Consider the following 22,687-nt stretch of genomic DNA (forward strand, 5'->3'; position numbering starts at 1 on the left):
TTAATTAAGACTTAAAAATAAGATTAATATAGAAATGCTTTAGTATTATTTAATAAAAAGTGAATATTTATTTATAACTAGGAAAATAAAGGGAATATTTCATTGAAAAGCTTTATTATTATAAGTAATATGTAAGATATATATAATAAAATAAAAAATGTATGTATTAATATGAAAAGTACCACTAATAAGTATATACTATATTAAATGAAAATAAGTGAATTATTTCTTGCAAATAATATATAATATGATGTTAAAAAATCAGTTGTGAACTTTTGGAATTTATTTTATGCATTTTGTTGACAAGCTTTCTTTCATAGATTATAATAAATAAAAATTAAACAAAACGGAATATAAACAAACTCGTATAAGCTTTGAATAAGGCAAGGCGTTTCTACCGGAAACCTTAAATTTCCGTCTATGAGTGAATTTGATATACTATAGGTGTACTATAAGCATATTAACTTCACTTGGGAGTTATTATGCTTTTTTTGAAAATAAAATTTCATCTTTTGTGTATATTTGCAAGTTTGCTTTCAAAAAATAAGTAGAAGTTTAAAAGGTAGAAATACGGAAAAACATTTAATTGTACGTAAATAACTTAAAGATAGTGTGTGGAGGCGATAGTATGGCAAGAATATTAAAAACAGCATATACATTTGATGATGTATTACTAGTACCAAACAAATCAGAGGTCCTACCTAATGAGGTTTCTTTAAAAACTCAATTAACTAAAAAAATTCAATTAAATATTCCATTAATGAGTGCAAGTATGGATACAGTTACTGAATCTAAAATGGCAATAGCTATGGCTAGAGAAGGTGGAATAGGAATAATCCATAAAAACATGACAATAGAAGATCAAGCAAGAGAAGTTGATAGAGTAAAAAGACAAGAAAATGGAGTAATAACAGATCCAATATTCTTATCAGAAGATCACACAGTAAGAGAAGCTTTAGATTTAATGGCTCAATACAGAATTTCAGGAGTTCCTGTAACAAGAGAAGGAAAACTAGTTGGAATCATAACAAACAGAGACATAGTATTTGAAACAAACTACGATAAAAAAGTTTCAGAAGTTATGACAAAAAGTCCATTAGTTACTGCGAAGGAAGGAACTACATTAACTGAAGCATTAGAAATATTAAAGCAACATAAAATAGAAAAGCTTCCTTTAGTTGATGATGAAAATAATCTAAAAGGACTTATAACTATAAAAGATATAGAAAAAGCTAAAGCTTTCCCAAATGCAGCTAAAGATGAAAAAGGAAGACTTTTATGTGGAGCTTCAATTGGTGTAACTAATGACATGATGGAAAGAGTAGATGCAGTAGTTAAAGCAAAGGTTGACGTTATTGTTTTAGATACAGCTCATGGTCATTCAAAAGGAGTTATTGAAGGAGTTAAGAGAATAAAAGCTAAATATCCTGAACTTCAAGTAATAGCTGGTAACATAGCTACACCAGAGGCTGTAAGAGATTTAGCAGAAGCAGGTGCAGATTGTGTTAAAGTAGGTATAGGCCCTGGATCAATATGTACTACAAGAATAGTTGCAGGTGTTGGGGTTCCTCAATTAACAGCAGTTATGGATTGTGCTGAAGAAGGTAAAAAATTAGGAATACCAGTAATAGCTGACGGTGGATTAAAATATTCAGGGGATATAGTTAAGGCTTTAGCAGCTGGAGCTTGTGCAGCTATGATGGGATCAATCTTTGCAGGATGTGAAGAAGCACCAGGAGCTATAGAAATATATCAAGGTAGAAGCTATAAAGTTTACAGAGGAATGGGTTCACTTGGAGCTATGGCTAAAGGATCAAGTGATAGATATTTCCAAAATGGTACTAAGAAATTCGTTCCAGAAGGTGTAGAAGGAAGAATTGCTTACAAAGGACATTTAGCAGATACTATCTACCAACTAATAGGTGGAATAAAATCAGGAATGGGTTACTTAGGAGCACCAACTTTAGAAAATTTATATGAAAATGCTAATTTTGTTGTTCAAACTTCAGCAGGATTTAGAGAAAGTCACCCTCATGATATAAACATAACTAAGGAAGCACCAAACTACAGTGTTAACCAATAATTAGATTAAAAGCTTCAGCAAAATGTTAAAATATATATTAAGTTTTAACATTTTGTTGAATATATTTTATACATAAACGGAAAATGAAATTGTGGAGGAAAGCAAATGAGAGATTTAGTTTTAGTTGTCGACTTTGGTGGACAATATAATCAATTAATAGCTAGAAGAGTTAGAGAATGTGGAGTTTATTGCGAAATAATACCTTACACATATAGCATAGAAAAAATAAAAGAAAAGAATCCAAAGGGAATAATATTCACTGGTGGACCAAACTCAGTTTATGGAGAAAACACTCCTACATTAGATAAAGAAATATTCAACTTAAATGTTCCTGTATTAGGAATATGTTATGGAGATCAATTAATGGCACATCTTTTAGGTGGAAAAGTTGATACTGCTCCAGTAAGAGAATATGGAAAAACTAATGTAACTTTAGATAATTCATCAAAATTATTTGCTGGAATAGAAGCAGATGAAACTTGTTGGATGAGTCACACTGATTACATAGCAGAAGCACCAGAAGGATTCAAAATAATAGCTCATACAGATGTTTGTCCAGTAGCGGCTATGGAAAACGAAGAAAGAAGACTTTATGGAGTTCAATTCCATCCAGAAGTTGAGCACACTCCATTTGGTCAAAACATGATGAGAAATTTCCTTTACAATATATGTGGATTAGAAAATTCTTGGTCAATGGCTTCTTTCGCAGAAGAAAAAATAGCTGAAATCAAGAAAATAGTTGGAGATAAAAAATTAATATGTGCATTATCAGGTGGAGTTGATTCATCAGTTGCAGCAGTTATGGTTCACAAGGCTGTAGGTAAGCAATTAACTTGTATCTTTGTTGACCACGGTCTATTAAGAAAAGATGAGGGAGATCAAGTAGAAAAAATCTTCAAAGAAGGTTTTGATATGAACCTTATCAGGGTTAACGCTCAAGATAGATTCTTAGGTAAATTAAAAGGAGTTTCAGATCCAGAAACTAAGAGAAAGATAATCGGAGAAGAATTCATAAGAGTATTTGAAGAAGAAGCTGGAAAATTAGGAGACATTAAATTCTTAGTTCAAGGAACAATTTATCCAGACGTTGTTGAAAGTGGAACAGATACTTCAGCAGTAATTAAGAGTCACCACAACGTTGGAGGACTTCCAGAAGATATGGAATTCTCATTAATAGAGCCATTAAGAGAATTATTCAAAGATGAAGTAAGAGCTGTAGGAGAAGAATTAGGAATTCCTCACCACTTAGTATGGAGACAGCCATTCCCAGGACCAGGATTAGCTATAAGAGTTCTAGGAGAAGTAACTGAAGATAAATTAGAAGTTGTTAGAGAAGCTGATGCTATATTTAGAGAAGAAATAGCTTTAGCAGGTCTTGAAAGTGAAATATGGCAATACTTCGCAGTATTACCTAACATTCAATCAGTTGGTGTTATGGGAGACGAAAGAACTTACTGCCACACTGTAGGATTAAGAGCAGTTACATCATCAGACGGAATGACTTCAAACTGGGCTCATATACCATATGAAGTTATAGATAAGGTTTCAAGAAGAATTGTAAATGAAGTTAAGGGAGTTAACAGAATTGTTTACGATGTAACTTCAAAACCACCAGCAACTATTGAGTGGGAATAATATAAATAATTAATTCAGATAGGTATTAATCCTATCTGAATTTTAATATAATTTATCTGGTTAAAAATTCTTAATAGGTCTAAATCAGATAAAATTTAAGTATCCAAACTAATCAAAAGATATATAAATTTTTATTACGGATAAATAGGCAGTCATTTTAGTATGATTGTCTATTTATCTTGTTATAATCAATAAAAATATATGCTTTTTTATTAGATTATAATAATATTTTGTGGATAATTTAGAGTTTTAATTTTGGTGGATAATTTTATATTTATAAATTACTTATAATTTAAAATAAAAAAGTAGCTATGAAATTTCATAGCTACTTTTGTTTTATATAAATGTTTTATTTTGCTGATTTCTTTTGTAAAGCTTGGAATAAAGCTATTACTCCAATTGCTACAATTATTAAAACTATAAATACTGAAAATCCTTGTGAATATCCAGCAAATCCTGATCTGTTTAGGAATGATGCCATTACAGGAGGTATTAAGAATCCACCTAAAGCACCTAATCCACCAATCCATCCTGAAGCTCCACCCATTGCCTCTGGAACTGCATTAGGAACTATTTTAAATACTGCTGCGTTTGCAACTCCCATACCAATAGCAAGTAAGATTATACCTATTATTGCTAAAGTCATAGTTGAAGCAAAAGTCATACAAATTGCACCTATAAGTGCTATTCCTAGAGAAACTATAGTAGTTATTTCTCCACCATTTTTATCAGCAACTTTTCCACCATATATTCTAGTTAATGAAGTTAATATAGAATATAAAGCTGTTAAAAGACCTGCAACTTTCATATTTAATCCGAAATAAGTCATCCAGTAGTTAGGGAACCAACCTGTTAATGCTAAGAATCCACCAAAAGTTGTGAAATAGATAAATACTAAAGCCCAAGTTTTCCATGACTTAGCTGATATTAAAAGTGTTTCACTTGCTTTTCCCTTAGGGAATAATTCTTGACCATACTCTTTTGATGCTATTTCCTTAGCTTCATCTTTATTTATTCCTTTGTCAACAAGTTGGAAGTACCAAGCATTTTGACCTATTTTTATGTAAATTACAGTACCAACTATTAAGAATATTAACCAAGCTAAGTAAGAACCAGGTAATCCTAATAGAGGAAGTGCTAAGTTTGGAATTAATAATGCAAATATTCCAGGTGCTAAGTTACCAACACCACCATATATTCCTAAAGCTACACCTTGTTTGCTTTTTGGGAACCAATATGATGCTTGGCTGACACCAACAGAGAATGTTGCTATACCACATCCAGATAATAGTCCAAGTGCAAATAATAAATAATAATATTGATTTAAGTTATCACTAAAGAAAGCTAATACTATGTATAAACCACCCATACCTATTATTGATAAAAGTAGTAAAACTATAAGTGGCTTTCTCCCACCAGTTGTGTCAACCCATGCTGAAAAAGGTATTCTAAGTAAAGAACCTGATAAGTTAGGGGCTGCAATAAGTAATGCTAATAATACTGGATTAAGGTTTACGAAAGCTTCTTTAAATACTGCAGAAGTTGGTCCATAAAGAGAAACTGCTGCAAAACCTATGAAGAAACCTAATGTAGCTCCTATTAATCCACGATTTGGATTACCTTTAAGATTTAAGTTTTTCATCTCATTCACTCCGTTTTTTCTTTGATTGTTAATTTTTTAACTCTGAAATTTATAATTATCTAATAAATACTTTGAAAGTATATCATCAAATAAAAGAATAAACTGTAACTTTTATCACGAAAATAAAAATAATTTTATAGTAACAAATTACTAGAATTTCATATTATATATATTATTATCTTTAAAATTAATAATTTAATACATATTAGGCATATATTTAAAATAACTTATTATTTAGTCCTTAGATTCATTAATTGTAATTAATAATCTTTTTGAGAAAATATTTATAATGAAAAAATAATTTTACAATATTGCAAAAATATTGGAAATAATTTAAAATACAAATAATATAATTTTAAAAGACGTGTGTTTTTCTATGATATACACTTGAGTTTTTGATAAAGTAATTATATATTAATGTTTATTTTAATAATTTATTAATTTAAGTATGTGCTTAAAAATAAATTACAAACTATATAAGTGTTCACATGAAAATGAAGAAAAATACCTAATAAAATTTTATTTTAAAAATCACATTAAATGTATGTTATTGTAACAATATTTTTTATATGGGGCATTTAAATTTTGTTACATAACAGCAATAAATATATTAAAAGGGGGCAGATTAAATGAAAAAAAGAAAATTAGTTGCATTATTAACGGCAGGGTTAGCAGCTTCAATGTTATTTGTAGCATGTGGAGGAGGAGCTAACAATACAGCTCAAGGAAATGGTAATGGTTCAGAATCAGGAGGAACTACTAAGGATTTATCAAAGCCAGAGAGAATAGAGGCATCAAATCCTAGTGCACTTCCAGATGCTGCAAAAAATAGAACTGATACTTTAATAGTAGGAACTACAGATCCAAAGGGTGAATTTGTTCCAATATATTCTTCTACTCTTTATGATTCATGGGTTAACAAGTTAGTATTTGATGGATTGATTACTAATAATGAAAAGGGAGAACCAATTCCAAATGTAGCAGAAAGTTATGAAGTTTCTGAAGATGGAAAAACTTATACATTTAAATTAAATAAGGGTATTAAATTTACTAATGGTCAAGAATTAACAGCAAAGGATGTAGCATTTACATTTACTTCTATTTGTGATCCAGGATATGATGGACCAAGAATGGATGCTGTAAATAATTTAGTTGGATATGAAGAGTACAATAAGGGCGATGCTAGTAGTGTTGAAGGTATAAAGGTTATTGATGATTATACAATATCATTCACTAACAAGAATACTGATGCAGCTGGTATATGGAATTTTGAATATGGAATTATGCCTGAAAGTGTTTATAAATTTGAAAAAGGAAACTTCCAAGCTGTTAAGGATAAATTATTAGAGCCAGTAGGTTCAGGTGCTTATAAATTTGTTCACTTTAAACCAGGACAAGAAGTTAAGTTTGAAAAAAATGCTGATTACTGGAAAGGGGAGCCGAAGATTCCTTATATAGTAATGAAAGTTACAAATGCACAAACATTATTACAAGAATTAATGGCTGGAACAGTTGATATAGATAGAGTTGGTGCTAAACCAGAAAATATAGATCCATTAAAACAAGCTGGATTCTTAAATTTAGATTTATATATGCAAAATGGTTATGGATATATAGGGCTTAACTATGGAAGTGATAAGGTTAAAGACCCTAAAGTAAGACAAGCGTTACTTTATGGATTAAATAGAGATGGATTCATGCAATCTTACTACCAAGGATATGGTCAAGTTTATAATTCACATATTCTTCCTACTTCATGGGCATATAACCCAGATGTTCCTAAGTATGAATACAATCCAGAAAAAGCTAAAGAATTACTTGATGAAGCTGGTTGGAAAGATACAAATGGAAATGGAGTTAGAGATAAGGATGGAGTTGAATTAGAACTTCAATGGTTAACTTATACTGGTTCTAAATATGTTGATGCTTTAATCCCAATAGTTCAACAATCTTGGGAACAAATAGGTGTTAAAGTTACTCCAGAACTTATGGAATTTGGAACAATGATGGATAAAGTTAATAACAGAGAATATGATATATTCAATGGTGCTTGGAACCTTTCAATAGATCCAGATCCATCAGGAATATTTGCAATTTCTCAAGATGTACCAGGCGGATTTAATAATATTGGATGGAGAAATGAAGAAGCAGATAAGTTATTAAAAGAAGGTAAAGGAACAACAAATCAAGAGGAAAGAAAGAAAGCTTATGCTGAATGGCAATTAAAATTCTCTGAAGATGTACCTTATATTCTTCTTGGAAATGCACAAGAAATGTTTGCATCAAATTCAAGAGTTAAAGGATATAACCCTTCAACTTATATAGATTGGACTCACGATGTTTATAAACTTGAATTAGATAACAATAAATAAAATTTAAAATAAATTAAGAAATTAGCCTGGACAAAAAATCCAGGCTAATTTTGAAAAATGGGGGGAACAGCAATATGCTACAGTATATCACTAGAAGAATACTATTAATAATACCGACTATTGTTGGTGTATCATTAGTACTTTTCTTCATATTTGCTATGGCTCCAGGAGATGCTATTACAGCAAATATGGATCCAAATATGAGTGTAGAAACAAAACAAGCAATAAGAGAAAAATATCATTTAGATGAGCCAAAAACAACACAGTACATGTATTGGTTAAAAGGCGTTGTAACAGAAGGGTCTTTAGGAGAATCTTTTTACTATAAAAGACCAGTTTCAGAAGTAATGAAAGACTTTATACCAAATTCCTTTATTTTAGGAGCGGCATCACTAATTTTGGGGCTTATAATTGCGGTGCCAATAGGTATAGTTTCAGCAACAAAGCAATATTCATTTTTTGATAAATTTTTTACGGTATTTGCCCTTATGGGAATATCAATGCCATCATTTTTCTTTGGACTTATATTAATTAAATATTTAGGAGTTCAACTTAATTTATTTCCAATATCGGGTATGACTACTCCAGGAAGTGCATATACAGGAATGCAATATGTTCTAGATGTATTAAAACATATGATTTTACCACTTATAGTTTTAACTCTTGGAAGTGTAGGTGGATGGATGAGATACACAAGATCAAGTATGCTTGAGGTAGTTAGACAAGATTATATAAGAACTGCTAGGGCAAAAGGATTAAAAGAGAAGGTAGTTATATATAAACATGCTTTAAGAAATGCACTTATACCAGTTGTAACACTATTAGGAATGTCAATTCCAGGATTATTCTCAGGTGCTACATTAACAGAAAAAATATTTAACTGGCCAGGAATAGGTCCAGTACAGTTAAGTGCAGTTAATAACAGAGATTACTATCTACTTATGGGTATAAACCTTACTTTGGCTATATTAGTTTTAATAGGAAACTTACTTGCTGATATTATATATGCATTAGTAGATCCAAGAATAAGGCTTAAGTAGGAGGTGCTTTTTATATGCAAACAGAATTAAATAAAGAAGTTAAAGTGAAAAAAGAGAAAATAGAAAGCCCTTGGACTGTAGCTTTTAAAAGATTGAAAAAAAATAAGTTAGCTTTAGGTGGCTTATTTATATTGTTGGTATTAGTTTTAATTTCAATATTAGGACCAATGTTATATCCACATGATCATTTAACCATAGATTTAGTAAGAACTAATCAACCACCATCAGCACAGCATTGGCTAGGAACTGATGAATCTGGAAGAGATGTTTTAGCTAGACTTATGTACGGGGGAAGATATTCACTTTCAATAGGTATAGTTGCGGTAGGAATTTCTATAATTATAGGAACAACTTTGGGGATATTAGCAGGATATTATGGAGGATTTATAGATAGTTTAATTATGAGAATTGTTGACGTATTTATGTGTTTTCCATTCTTATCATTATTAATAATGGTATCTGCTATAATGTCAGATTTAAAAATACCACCAGAGTATAGAATTTTTGTAGTTATGTTTATTATAGGGGCACTGAGTTGGACTGGTACCTGTCGTATGGTTAGAGGTATGGTCTTATCTTTAAGAGAACAAGAATTTATGCAAGCGGCAGAAGCTTTAGGTCTATCAGATGCTAGAAAAATGTTTTTACACTTATTACCTAATACATTAGCAGTTATTATAGTTTCAGCTACATTGGGAATTGGTGGAGCTATATTAACAGAATCATCTTTAAGTTTCTTAGGTCTTGGAGTTACACCTCCTACACCAACTTGGGGGAATATGATACAAACAGCTCAAGATTACTATACATTAACAAATAGATGGTGGTTATGGATACCTCCAGGAGTATGTATATTCTTAACTGTTATATCTATAAATATTTTTGGAGATGGATTAAGAGATGCTCTAGATCCTAAGCTAAAGGTCTAAGGGGGCGAGTGTAATGGGAAAAACATTAGTAGAATTTAAAAATCTTGAAACTCACTTTCATACAGGTGAGGGAATTGTTAAAGCAGTAAATAACGTTAGTTTTAAAATAAAAGAAGGGGAGACAGTTTGTGTAGTTGGAGAATCTGGATGCGGAAAATCTGTTACTGCCATGTCTCTTATGAGATTAATACCAAGTCCTCCTGGAAAAATAGTTGGAGGAGAAATTCTTTTTGAGGGAAAAGATGTTTTAAAGTTCACAGAACAAGAACTTATGGATATGAGAGGAAATGATATATCAGTTATCTTCCAAGAACCTATGACATCATTAAACCCAGTATTTAAAATAGGAGATCAAATTTGTGAAGCAATAATTCTTCATCAGCATTTATCAAAAGAAGAAGCTGAAAAGAAAGCTATAGAAGTTTTAAAAATAATTGGTATAGCTAGAGCAGAAGAAATAATGAAATCTTATCCTCACGAATTATCAGGAGGAATGAGACAAAGAATTATGATTGCTATGGCAGTTTGTTGTAATCCTAAGCTTTTAATAGCTGACGAGCCTACAACTGCCCTTGATGTTACAATTCAAGCACAAATTCTAGATCTTATGAGAGATATTAAAGAGAAATTAAATACATCAATATTATTAATAACACATGACTTAGGAGTAGTTGCTGAAATGGCTGACTATGTTGTTGTAATGTATGCTGGTAAGGTTATTGAGGAAGCTCCAGTTTTAGAGCTTTTTAAAAATCCTCTTCATCCATATACACAAGGTTTACTTAAATCTAAGCCATCAGTTAATGGAAATGAAACTAGACTTTATTCAATACCAGGACAAGTTCCTAATCCGGTAGGTATGCCAGATAATTGTTACTTCAATGAGAGATGTGATAGATGTATGGAAAAATGTAAGGATGTTCAACCTACTCTTGTTGATGTAGGAAATAGACATAAAGTTTCATGCTGGTTATATAAGGAGGGAAAGTAGATGGCAGATAATACAGTTTTAAAAGTTGAAAATTTGAAAAAATACTTTCCGATTAAAGCAGGAGTTTTTTCTAAGACAGTTGGAAATGTAAAAGCTGTTGATGGAGTAAGTTTTACTATAGATAAGGGTGAGACTTTAGGATTAGTTGGAGAATCAGGTTGTGGAAAATCAACAACAGGAAGAGCAATTTTAAGATTATTTGAAAAAACAGATGGAAATGTATATTTTGAAGGAAAAGATATTTTTGCTCTTAAAAAGAAAGAACTTAGAGATTTAAGACCAAAAATGCAAATGATATTCCAAGATCCATATTCATCATTAAATCCTAGATTATCAGTAGATTCTTTAGTAGGAGAGGCTCTTTTAAGTCATAAGTTATGTAGTAAAGATGAATTGCCTGAAAGAGTAGCTAAAACTATAGAAAGATGTGGACTTGCTAGATATCATATGAAAAGATATCCACATGAATTCTCAGGTGGACAAAGACAAAGAATAGGTATAGCAAGAGCCTTAATTTTAAATCCAAGTTTTATAGTTGCAGATGAACCTGTTTCAGCACTAGATGTTTCTATACAATCACAGATTGTAAACTTAATGATGGATTTACAAGAAGAAATGGGATTTTCATATCTTTTCATATCTCATGATTTAAGTATAGTAAAGCATATTTGTCATAAAATAGGTGTAATGTACTTAGGTAGCTTAGTTGAATTAGCTCCTAAAAATGAACTTTATGATAATCCATTGCATCCATATACAAAGGCATTATTATCAGCAGTTCCAATACCAGACCCTACAATTAAGAGGGAGAGAATAATATTAAAGGGTGATATTCCTTCACCAGCTAATCCACCAAGTGGATGTAAGTTCCATACTAGATGTCCATATGCTATGGATAAATGTAAGAAGGAAGCGCCAGAATATAAGTGTGTTGGAAAAGATCACTTTGTTGCATGTCACTTAGTTTAATTAAAATTGGGTTTTATTTATTAAAATGTAAAAATTGAATTAAAAAATTAAATTTTATGTAGTGTAGGGGATTAAATTCTCCTACACTATAACTATATATAATAAAATTTCATTAAATATATAAAAAGTTCTATATTGTATTGTAATCCATAAATAATAAATGATAAAATATTAACGTGTGGTAAACAGGGGGAATTAAGTTTGTTTTGGTTTAAAGATGAAATAACTAGAAGAAAAGAAAAAGAAGAATATGAGAAATTAATGGAAGAAGTTAAAAATAAAGAAAAGCCAACTTTTAAGGATTTGGTTGCTATAATGTTAGCGCAATACGCAATAATACTTCCAATGGTTTTTGGAGGCTTAATTATTTTTGCGATTATATTATATATATTAATGGCGTGGTTAAAATAAATTTATAAACGCTAATGGAGGTAGTAATAATGAAAAAAGGATTAGTTGTTGATTTATCAAAAGCAGCTCCATATTTAAAATCTCACGAAGTTGCTTACATGCAAGAAACTATAAACCAAGCACACAATAAGTTACATAATGGAACAGGTGCAGGAAATGACTTTTTAGGATGGGTTGACCTACCAGTTAATTATGATAAAGATGAGTTTGCTAGAATAAAAGAAGCTGCTAAGAAAATACAAAGTGATTCAGATGTATTAGTTGTTATAGGAATAGGTGGTTCTTACTTAGGAGCAAGAGCTGCTATAGAAATGTTAACTAATAACTTCTATAACTCTATGTCTAAAGATAAGAGAAAAACTCCAGCTATATTCTACGCAGGAAATAACATAAGCTCAAGCTACATGGCTGATTTATTAAAAGCTATTGATGGATTAGATGTAAGCTTAAATGTTATATCAAAATCAGGTACTACTACAGAACCTGCTATAGCTTTCAGAATCTTAAAAGATTACATGGAAAAGAAATACGGAAAAGAAGAAGCTAAGAAGAGAATATATGCTACAACAGACGCTAAGAAAGGTGCTTTAAAAACTTTAGCTGATGCTGAAGGATATGAAACTTTCGTAATTCCAGATAATGTTGGAGGAAGATTCTCAGTATTAACAGCAGTTGGATTATTACCAATAGCTGCAGCTGGAATAAACATAGATGAAATGATGGAAGGAGCTGCTGATGCTAGAGAAGAATATGCCAATCCTTCATTAGCTGATAACGAATGTTACAAATATGCAGCTGCTAGAAATGCTTTATACAATAAAGGTAAAGCTATAGAAATATTAGTTAACTATGAGCCATCAGTTCATTACTTCAATGAATGGTGGAAACAATTATATGGAGAATCAGAAGGAAAAGACAACAAAGGATTATTCCCAGCTGCTGTTGATTTCTCAACTGATTTACACTCAATGGGACAATACATCCAAGAAGGTAGAAGAGATATCTTCGAAACAGTTATTAATGTAGGATCTCCAAGAGAAGAAATAGTAATCGAAGCTAACGATGAAAACATAGATGGATTAAACTTCTTAGCTGGAAAAACTATGGACTATGTTAACAAACAAGCATTCAGAGGAACTTTACTTGCTCACAATGATGGAGAAGTTCCAAACGTAGTTGTTAATGTTCCAGAATTAACTCCATACTACTTCGGAAGATTAGTTTACTTCTTCGAAAAAGCTTGTGGAATCAGTGGATATGTTTTAGGAATAAATCCATTTGACCAACCAGGTGTTGAAGCTTACAAGAAAAACATGTTTGCTTTACTTGGAAAACCAGGCTTTGAAGATTTAAAAGCTGAGTTAGAAGAAAGATTAAAATAATATAAATTTAATTATAAAAAGGAGCTCTTTTTAGAGCTTCTTTTTTGTTTTAAGAGTATAATTTTATTAATATATAAATTATTTATTATTTTAAGAGTATTAGTAAATTAATAAGAATGTGTATAATTTTATTAATGGATAATTATTTAATATTCAAAAAAAGATAATAGAGAATATATTATGGGAGGATTATAAAGGTGAAAATAATTATTGATGGTGATGGATGTGCAGGAAGAGATATAATTGAAGAGGTTGGTAAAAAGCATTCAGTTAAAATATTAATTTATTGCACAATAAATCATATGATAAATTCAGATTACTCTGAGGTGAGAATGGTTGATGGTGGATTTCAAAGCGTAGATATGTATGTGGCTAATAATACTTGTGAAAATGATATTGTAATAACTCAAGATTATGGAGTTGCAGCTATGGCTTTAGGAAAAGGAGCTTTAGCCATTAGCCCTAGAGGATATATTTATGACAATGATAATATTGATAGATTACTTTTTGAAAGACATTTAAGTCAAAAAAATAGAAGAGCTGGTGGGAAATCAAAAGGAAATCATAAAAGAAATAAGGAAGATGATGATAGACTTTATTATAATTTAGAAGTTTTGATAGAAAAGGTAAAGGCTATTTTAAATTAGATATAATAAAATAAGGTTTGAAAAATTAAAAAATAAGTTTGGAAAATTAAAAAATAAACTTTGTAGAATTAGAAGATAAACTTAATAAATAATGTAGATAATATTTAAATGATATTAAAAAGAAATCTCAGAGTGGCTGAGATTTCTTTAATGGTTTGATTATATGGATATAATAAAATTAGGAGATTTACAGTGTTAAGTAACACTACCTATATTATAGACAGTTTTAAACTTTTTATACATTTTATAAAAGTAGAAAAAATGTAGAAATAGAGTGTTTTATGGTAAGAAAAATAGAAAATATTTACATAAAAACAGAAGTATAATATAATTTATTTATCTATAATGTTTCGGGTTTTAGGGGGAGTGATTATGGGAGAATTACTTTTAGAGTTAGATACGAGAGATATAATAGAACATAATAGTCCGGTTAACATAAAAATAATAAATAACACTAATGACAATTTAAGATATAAAATCTTAATAGGAAAGGATGGAATTTGGGAAACTTTAAGAGAATTTGAAAAAGAAGATGAATTTATATGGACTCCTAAAGAAGATGGAGAGTATATGATTATGGTTCAAGGAAGAAAAGAGGATTCAAATAAGCCTTTTGATTACAAAGTTACTGAGGGGGTTAATGTGAAAAGAACAGTTCATGGCCTTCAGGATGAAATGAATAAAGATGAAATAAATAAAGATGAAATTAAAGAAGAAAAATTAATAAAAGGAATCTATCTAAATAAAGATGTATTTAATGTTGGAGAGAAGGCAGAGTTAAAGGTTGATAGTAACAATGAAAATATTATGTATAGATATTTTATAAGTGGAAAGAACGGATGGCAACTTATAAAGGATTATACATTAGAAAATAAATTAAATTATACTATTAATGAAAGTGGTCAATTTGAGTTTTTAATTGAATGCAAAAAAACAAGTTCAACTAATACAACAGATGATTATGCCACAGTTATATTTACATCAAAAGAATTTGTAAAGCCTGAAATAATTAATTTTATTAATTTAAGTGAAAAATTAATAGTAAACTCAGAGCTTACCTTTGAAGTGGAAGCAAATTTTGAAGATGAAAGAACAGCACTATATAAGTTTGTAAAAATTTCACCTGATGGAAGTAGAACTTGCATTCAAGATTTTTCATCAAGCCGTATAGTAACTTTTAAAGAATTTAAAGAGGGAAGATATAAGCTTTTATGTTTAATAAGAGATATGTATTCTAATAAGGAATTTGATGATAGAGCCGTTATGGTATATGATATAAAACCATATGAACCATTACAATTAAGAAGTTTTACTACAGATTTAAGCTCACCTCAAGAAAAAGGAGAGGTAATAGAGATAAAAGCTGTTATTGATGGAGGAAGTGATATCCTCTATAGATTTAAAATAGATGGAGAAATATCTGAGGATACGGGTTATACAAGAAATAGTACTTTAAAATGGAATGCTAAAAAAGAAGGAAATTATAGAATAACTCTTTGGGCTAAGGATGAATCCTTTATTGGAGATTATGAAATAGAATCTAAATTAGATTATAAAATAGAAAAAAAGGTGAAAAAGCCAATAAAAATAACAGAATTAATATTTGATAGAGATAAGACACCTTTAATAAATGAAGTAATAAAACTTAGGGTTAGTGCAGAGGGTGGTACTGACTTAAAGTATTCCTTCTTAATAATTAAGGATGGTAAGACTATAGAGAGTATTGATTTTGGAAGTAATAATTGGGTAGAGTTTATTCCAAGTGAAAAAGGAAATTATCAGCTTGATGTAAGAGTAAAAGACAAATATTCAACAAAGGAATATGATGTGCATACTGTTTTAAATTTTAAGGTTAGGGAGTATGCAGAAGGGAAAATTGATCATATATTAGTTCCAGCAAAGGAATATTTTTTAGTTGGAGATGATATTGATATTGAGGTAATAGTTCAAAATACTAGACAAGTAAAGGTTAAGTATGTTACTAAAGTAAATGGACAAGTAGTAGAAGAAACTGATTATGTAAAAAATAAGAGGTTTAAAGTTACACCAAAATGTCCAGGAAAATACACAATTGATATATTTGCTAGAAATATTAAATGTAAAGAGGGATTTGATTCAAGAAGAGAAGTAAGATTTTATGTTAGTGAAGCTCTACCTATTACAGACACTAAAATAAGTACTTCTGATAAAGTCTTTAAAATTAATGAAGAGATAAACTTTTCTACAAAATGTGAAGGTGGAAGTAGAGTTTGCTATGAATATTATATAATGGTTAACGGAAATTGGTCTTTAGTTCAAAAATATAGTAGAAAGAGTTATTATTCTTTTAGACCATATGTACCAGGAAAGTATAAAGTTTTAGTATTAACTAAAAGTTATTATAAAAAATGTGCTTATGAGGACTATGATACTTTTGAATTTAAGGTAGAATAAAATATTAAAGTTTAATATATGTTTAGGACTTTGTTTTACATAATATTAATTTTAAGATAAGCTTTTAAGACTAATATTAGTTTTAAATTATTTGAATTTAATATTTACTTAAAATAGAGTCCTATTTATTTTTATAGTTTTAATAAAACTTTTAAAAGGAAAAAAGAGAAAATTTAAAAAAAGAAATTGGAATAGATTTTTTAAATATTTAATTGTTTTAATAAATTTGATAGGATTTTATGATTAATAATGTGATTTTCTAGTTTTTAAAGATTTAATTATTTAAGAAGGATAATAAGTTGTAATTAGTTAAACTTTGCTTTATACTAACCACAGATATAAATGTGATTTTTTACGAAGGAGTGACTATTTAGTGGAAAGATTGGATAAGGTTTTATCAAACTTAGGATACGGAACGAGAAAAGAAATAAAGCAAGTTGTTAAAAAAGGATTTGTAACAGTTAATGATGAGAAGGTTAAAGATAGTGGACTTCAAATAGATCCTGAGAAAGATACAATAGTTATAAATGGGGAAAAAGTAGAGTATAAAAAGTACATATATTTAATGATGAATAAGCCAGCTGGAGTAATTTCAGCAACTTATGATAAGAGAGATGAAACTGTTATCGACTTATTATATATGGAAGATCAAGTTTTTGAACCATTTCCAGTAGGAAGACTTGATAAAGATACAGTGGGATTATTATTATTAACTAATGATGGAGATTTAAATCATAAATTAATTTCACCTAAATATCATGTTGATAAGGTTTATTATGCAGAAATAAATGCTCCTATAACAGAAAAAGATATTAAAGCTTTCGAAAATGGTGTAACTTTAGATGATGGATATAAATGTATGAGTGCAAAGCTTAAGGTTATAGAAAATTTAGAGGATTCATCTAGAGTAGAAGTTACAGTTCAAGAGGGGAAATATCATCAAGTAAAAAGAATGTTTGAAGCTAGAGGGAAAAAGGTTGTTTATTTAAAAAGAACTTCTTTTGGAAATCTTCCACTTGATGAAAGTTTAGAAGAAGGCGAATATAAAGAGCTTTCAGAAAGTGAATTAGCGGTACTTTACAAAAATTTTTAAAAATTTAAATAGTAATGATTGTAAAGGGAAAATTCATGTAGGAAAACTTGCAAAAAAAATATTAGATTACTTGCAATTTAAGTAAACATCTAATATAATAGTTGTGCGAGGATAAATAAAAGGAATAAATAGCCCCCTTTTTATTTATTGCTTATTGCTGAGACGCAACCTAGCCCCAAGGGTTGCGTTTTTTATTTGCAAAATAATGCAAGAAAAAATGCGTTTAAAATTAGTTGTTGAAATAATATATTCAGTTTATATGAAGAGTTGATACTTTAAAGTATCAATTCTTTTTTTATACTATGATTTAAATAAATATTGTTATATTGATATAGCATATATAAGTATTTATTTAAAAGGCTTGCTCTAAAAACTGTTCCCAAAAGAATTAGAAATATACTTTCAATAAGTAAATTAAGTTTATTCTTAATATTATGTAATATTTTTCTAAAATAAATATGAACTGAGTTATTTTTTTTATAGTTGATGAATATAAATATAAAGTTAAATTATATTTATTATGTTAATACTAGTAAGAGGGGGGGAAACAGTATGAGGAGAACTAAAAGCGTATTTTTATGTACACTTTTAGCAACATTAGCTTTTATGCCAGTTAAAGATAATATTATATTTGCTAAAGAAAAAGCTGGCGTTACTATTGATGTAGTGGAAGAAAAGAATAATTTGTTTAATGAAGAAATTATTTGGGAACCAGGAAATTTAGAAGAAAGCTCAATAAAAATATCTAATAATTTAAGTGAAGATATAGTTATAAAAACTCTAAATTTTCATGATGAAAAACTCTTAGACTATGTAAATTCTTCATATATTGATGAGGGGGATGAAAGGTATAAATATTTTTTGGAAAATGCATTTATTACTGTAAAAGACAGTAGTGATCTGATTTTTCAAGGAACTCTTGAAGAGGTTTTTTCAGAAGGAAATATTAAATTAAAAGATGGAATAAATGTAGAGTCTAATAATAGTAAACTTATAGATTTAGAAGTAAAGATTTCTAATGACTTAGATAATAGAGGACAAGGCATACAAAATGCATTTAGTCTAAGTATTCAATATGAATATGAGGATGAAATAAATAATGGAAGTGGAAACTTACCAAATACAGGGGGCTTTAGCAATAACAATTTTATGGTTTTTGGAGTTCTAGCTTTAGGTATAGGAGCATCAATATTAAAGTTACCTCAAAAAAAGGAGGAGATTTAATATGAAAACCCTTAAGATGAGAAGAATAATTTCATTAGTATTAGCTATAGGGATAACAGGAGGTTTAGGAAGTGTAGCCTATTTTTCAGATAAAGAAAAAGTAAACGGTGATTTAAAGTTAACTTTAGGAACCTTAAGTTCTGAGGCTACAAAAACAGTTAAAATAGAGAAAATGGACATAGAAGTTCCTGTTAGTGATACTTTTATAATAACTAATAATGGAACTTTAGATCAAAGGATGACATTAAATTTTAAAAATTCATCAATAGGAAATGATGGACTAGAGAAAATAAAGTATTCCTTAAGTTTTGAAAGTAGTGAAAATAGAAATATACAAGGGTATGGAAATGGAGAAGAGACATTACTTTCACTATTTAATAAAAATATTCAATTATTAGATGCAGAGGGTAATGAAGTAGTTTTAAATGATGGTGAAGTTTTAACTGCTACATTAACATTAAATATGCAAAGAGATATGCCAGAGAATTATTCTAATGCAGAATTTAAATTTGATTTAAATATAGGGTATGCTCAGGAAAATAGTAAGTAGTAGAGGAGGAGTTTAAGTGATTAGTAAGAATAAAATTATAGCATTAATTTTAGGAGTTTCACTTGCTTCAAGTGCTACTTATGGAAGTTATGCTTATTTTAGTGGAGAGTATTCAGTAAAAAATACGGTTAAAATAGTTGAGTTAGATCCTAAGGAAAGTCCTTTTGAAATTTCAAAGATAAGCACTAGAGAAAACTCTCTTGTATTAGAGTTTTCTAAAAAAGTCTTCTACAGTGGAGAGAATATAAATAGTGATATTGTTGGAAGTGAAACTTTTTTAGATAATGTTGAAATTTCAATAGAGGGAAAGGAAATTATAATAAGTAAAAAGGATGGAGAATTTTTAATTCCTGTTGGAATAGAAAATAATTTGCCAAGTATAAAATTAAATAGTAATTTTGAAGATAGATTTGGTAAGGATTTAGAAGAAATAACTTTATACTTATATGAAGATTCTAATGGAAACATCACATGGAGTTTAACTAATGATCAAAATGGTAATAAAGAAAGTCAATCTAATAATGAGATTAAGGGAGATGAAAGGGTTAAACCTAATAGTGAGATTAAAGAGGAGGTTATAGATCAACCTAATAATGAAGTTAAAGAAGAATCTTCAATAGAAAATTCTAATAATGAAGTTGAAAATATTGAGACTCCAAAAAGTGGAGATGAAAATACTACACCTGTAGAAGGAGAGAATTTACCTAAGGAAGAAAATTTAGAGCAAGAAAATATTAATGAAAATGAGCTAAATAAATCTTTAGGAGAGGGAGAAATTTCAAATAATCTTACTAATATTAATTAAGAAAAAATATATGAAATAAATTAAAGAGGTAAATTTAAAAGATTATATTTAAAGTAAGAGTATTATATTTGAAATAAATGGTCACATTTTATAATGTGGCCATTTATTTTTTATTAATCATGTAAAAGAATAATATGTTTGATAGAATATAATATATAGATTTATATGGTATAATAAAGTTTAGTTTTATTGTAGGAAGAGGAGTGATCTAATGGATTTAAAAAGCTTGCTTAATAAAGAACAATATGAAGCAGCAACCACAATTGATGGTCAAGTACTTATATTAGCAGGAGCAGGTTCTGGTAAAACTAGAGTACTTACACACAGAATAGCATACATGATAGAAAATGATATAAAACCTTATAATATATTAGCGATAACATTTACAAATAAAGCAGCAGGGGAAATGAGAGAGAGAGTAAAATCTCTAGTTGGTGAAGTGGCAAACAACATGTGGATATCAACATTTCATTCATCTTGCGTGAGAATTTTAAGAAGAGAAATAGATAAATTAGGTTATAGTAAAGACTTTACAATATATGATTCATCAGATCAGAAAACATTAATAAAACTTGTAATGAAAGAGCTTAATATTAATGAAAAAGAGATAACTGATTTAGAGATTTTAGGTACTATAGGAAAAGCAAAGGATAATATCCAAAGTGCACAAAGTTTTAAGAAAGAAAATGAAGATAACTTTAGAAAAAATAAAATAGCAGATGCATATCTTTTATACCAAAAGAAATTAAAAGAAAATAATGCCCTAGATTTTGATGATTTAATAGTAAAAACTGTTGAGTTATTTAGAAAGCATAATGATGTATTAGAGTTTTATCAAAATAAGTTTAAATACATAATGATAGATGAGTATCAAGATACAAATAAAGCTCAATATGAATTTGCTAAGCTTTTAGCTGCAAAACACAAAAATATATGCGTAGTTGGTGATGATGACCAATGTATTTATGCTTGGAGAGGGGCAGATATAAGAAATATATTAGATTTTGAAAAGGATTATCCAGAGGCTAAAGTTGTTAAGCTTGAACAAAACTATAGATCAAAAGGAAATATTTTAGAAGCTGCTAATAAAGTTATAAAAAATAATGCAGAGAGAAAATTTAAGATTTTAAGAACTGAGCAAGTAGAGGGAGAAAAAATAAGTATTCATAGAGCTTACTCAGATAAAATGGAAGCTTCCTTTGTTGTTTCAGAGATAGAAAAATTAAAAAGTGATAAAGGATATAAATATAAGGATTTTGCTGTTCTTTACAGAACAAATGCACAGTCTCGTAATTTTGAGGAAGCATTAAGAAGAGCAGGAATTCCATATAGAATTTTTGGAGGGCTAAAATTCTATGATAGAAAAGAGATAAAAGATATTCTTGCATACTTAAAAATAATAGTAAATCCTAAAGATTCTATAAGTTTAAGAAGAATAATAAATGTTCCTAAAAGAAGTATTGGAGATACTACTGTAGAAAAACTTCAAAATCATGCAACTGAAATAGATGATACATTATACAATGTTTTATTAGATGTAGATTATGTGCCAGGATTAACAGCTAGAAGCATAAATCCTATTAAGAAGTTTACTGATATGATGGAAGAAATAATGGTTATGTCAGAGCAACTAAGTGTATCTCAATTAATTGAATATGTTTTAGAGAAAACAGGTTACTTAAAATCACTTAAAGATTCAAAGCTTATAGAGGATCAAAGTAGAATAGAAAACTTAGAAGAATTAGTTTCTGATGCTGTTGAATTTGAAAAGAGTAATGAAGAAGATAAATCATTATCAGCTTACTTAGAGAAGGTTGCTCTTGTTCAAGATATGGATGATTTAGAAGCAGAAGATAATTATGTAATGCTTATGACAGTTCACAGCTCAAAGGGACTAGAATTCCCAACAGTTTTCTTAGTTGGTATGGAGAACGGAATATTCCCAAATGCAGCTTGCTTTGAACATGATAATCAAATGGAAGAGGCTAGAAGACTTTGCTATGTTGGAATAACTAGAGCTGAGGAAAAATTATATATGACATCAGCTGAAACAAGAATGATATTTGGTAAAACAGTAGCTTATGGACAATCAGATTTTATATCAGAAATTCCAGCTAACATAAAAGACTATGTAAATATCAATGGGAAAAGTTCAAGTAACTCTTTCAAAAATAGTTCACAAACTTATGGAGAGACTAGAAAAACTTATAATCCTCATAGCATTAGAGGAGGAATGAGTGCTTCTAAAGCAAATGAATCCCTAAATAAGACCTTATCAGGAAAATCTTCAGGTAATGCAGGAATAGATGAACTAACTATGGGAAGAAAAGTTAAGCATCCTAAGTTTGGTGTAGGAACATTAATAACAAAGAGTAAAGTTGGAGATGACTATAAACTTACAATTGCCTTTGATAGTCAAGGAGTTAAACATTTAATGTTTAGCTTTGCACCACTAGAGCTTCTTTAATATAGAAATTTACT

17 protein-coding genes and 1 riboswitch are annotated in these 22,687 nt (G+C 29.2%); of the genes, 16 read left to right on the forward strand and 1 reads right to left on the reverse strand.

Annotated features, from left to right (window positions below; translation table 11 throughout):
- The first annotated feature begins 343 nt into the window (after positions 1–343).
- Positions 344–441: riboswitch (purine riboswitch) on the forward strand.
- 187 nt (positions 442–628) lie between these two features.
- Positions 629–2,083, forward strand: a complete 1,455-nt coding sequence (gene guaB / locus I6G60_RS03830; RefSeq protein WP_003454518.1) for an IMP dehydrogenase — start codon at positions 629–631, stop codon at positions 2,081–2,083.
- Positions 2,084–2,188: 105 nt separating this feature from the next.
- Positions 2,189–3,718, forward strand: a complete 1,530-nt coding sequence (gene guaA / locus I6G60_RS03835) for a glutamine-hydrolyzing GMP synthase (protein WP_003460104.1) — start codon at positions 2,189–2,191, stop codon at positions 3,716–3,718.
- A 349-nt stretch (positions 3,719–4,067) separates the two neighbouring features.
- Here guaA and I6G60_RS03840 read toward each other — a convergent pair whose 3' ends face one another.
- A complete protein-coding gene (locus I6G60_RS03840) occupies positions 4,068–5,360 on the reverse strand; it encodes an MFS transporter (protein WP_003459498.1) in 1,293 nt (430 codons plus the stop codon).
- A gap of 629 nt (positions 5,361–5,989) precedes the next feature.
- Between I6G60_RS03840 and I6G60_RS03845 the strand changes: the two genes are divergently transcribed.
- The 14 genes from I6G60_RS03845 (at position 5,990) to pcrA (ending at position 22,673) form a co-directional block, all read left to right on the forward strand.
- A complete protein-coding gene (locus I6G60_RS03845) occupies positions 5,990–7,732 on the forward strand; it encodes an ABC transporter substrate-binding protein (protein WP_049039196.1) in 1,743 nt (580 codons plus the stop codon).
- Positions 7,733–7,806: 74 nt separating this feature from the next.
- A complete protein-coding gene (locus I6G60_RS03850) occupies positions 7,807–8,772 on the forward strand; it encodes an ABC transporter permease (RefSeq protein ID WP_003454494.1) in 966 nt (321 codons plus the stop codon).
- Positions 8,773–8,786: 14 nt separating this feature from the next.
- Positions 8,787–9,701: an oligopeptide ABC transporter permease gene (gene opp4C, locus I6G60_RS03855; protein ID WP_003454342.1), complete on the forward strand. Its 915-nt coding sequence runs from the start codon at positions 8,787–8,789 to the stop codon at positions 9,699–9,701.
- 13 nt (positions 9,702–9,714) lie between these two features.
- Complete coding sequence (locus I6G60_RS03860; RefSeq protein WP_003454477.1) at positions 9,715–10,692, forward strand: ABC transporter ATP-binding protein; 978 nt, start codon at positions 9,715–9,717, stop codon at positions 10,690–10,692.
- Complete coding sequence (locus tag I6G60_RS03865) at positions 10,693–11,661, forward strand: ABC transporter ATP-binding protein (protein ID WP_003454313.1); 969 nt, start codon at positions 10,693–10,695, stop codon at positions 11,659–11,661. It abuts the gene before it with no gap.
- A gap of 201 nt (positions 11,662–11,862) precedes the next feature.
- The gene (locus I6G60_RS03870) at positions 11,863–12,072 is read left to right on the forward strand and encodes a hypothetical protein (protein WP_003454512.1); all 210 of its coding nucleotides are present in this window, start codon (positions 11,863–11,865) and stop codon (positions 12,070–12,072) included.
- Positions 12,073–12,101: 29 nt separating this feature from the next.
- Complete coding sequence (locus I6G60_RS03875) at positions 12,102–13,454, forward strand: glucose-6-phosphate isomerase (protein ID WP_003459531.1); 1,353 nt, start codon at positions 12,102–12,104, stop codon at positions 13,452–13,454.
- A 197-nt stretch (positions 13,455–13,651) separates the two neighbouring features.
- Positions 13,652–14,101 carry a YaiI/YqxD family protein gene (locus I6G60_RS03880; protein ID WP_003479144.1) on the forward strand — a complete coding sequence of 150 codons (450 nt, stop codon included), beginning with the start codon at positions 13,652–13,654 and terminating at the stop codon, positions 14,099–14,101.
- Between the two features lie 372 nt (positions 14,102–14,473).
- Complete coding sequence (locus I6G60_RS03885) at positions 14,474–16,534, forward strand: triple tyrosine motif-containing protein (protein WP_110077514.1); 2,061 nt, start codon at positions 14,474–14,476, stop codon at positions 16,532–16,534.
- 373 nt (positions 16,535–16,907) lie between these two features.
- Positions 16,908–17,627: a pseudouridine synthase gene (locus I6G60_RS03890; protein WP_003462288.1), complete on the forward strand. Its 720-nt coding sequence runs from the start codon at positions 16,908–16,910 to the stop codon at positions 17,625–17,627.
- Positions 17,628–18,179: 552 nt separating this feature from the next.
- Positions 18,180–18,851, forward strand: a complete 672-nt coding sequence (locus tag I6G60_RS03895; RefSeq protein WP_003475059.1) for an LPXTG cell wall anchor domain-containing protein — start codon at positions 18,180–18,182, stop codon at positions 18,849–18,851.
- 1 nt (position 18,852) lies between these two features.
- Positions 18,853–19,401, forward strand: coding sequence for a TasA family protein (locus tag I6G60_RS03900; RefSeq protein WP_061415957.1), 549 nt, complete (start codon positions 18,853–18,855; stop codon positions 19,399–19,401).
- 16 nt (positions 19,402–19,417) lie between these two features.
- The gene (locus tag I6G60_RS03905) at positions 19,418–20,206 is read left to right on the forward strand and encodes a hypothetical protein (protein ID WP_110035045.1); all 789 of its coding nucleotides are present in this window, start codon (positions 19,418–19,420) and stop codon (positions 20,204–20,206) included.
- A gap of 211 nt (positions 20,207–20,417) precedes the next feature.
- On the forward strand, positions 20,418–22,673 hold the full coding sequence (gene pcrA, locus I6G60_RS03910) for a DNA helicase PcrA (protein ID WP_110035044.1): 2,256 nt from the start codon (positions 20,418–20,420) through the stop codon (positions 22,671–22,673).
- The last annotated feature ends 14 nt before the right edge of the window (positions 22,674–22,687 follow it).

The organism is Clostridium perfringens (assembly GCF_016027375.1).
Taxonomy (GTDB): Bacteria; Bacillota; Clostridia; order Clostridiales; family Clostridiaceae; genus Sarcina; species Sarcina perfringens.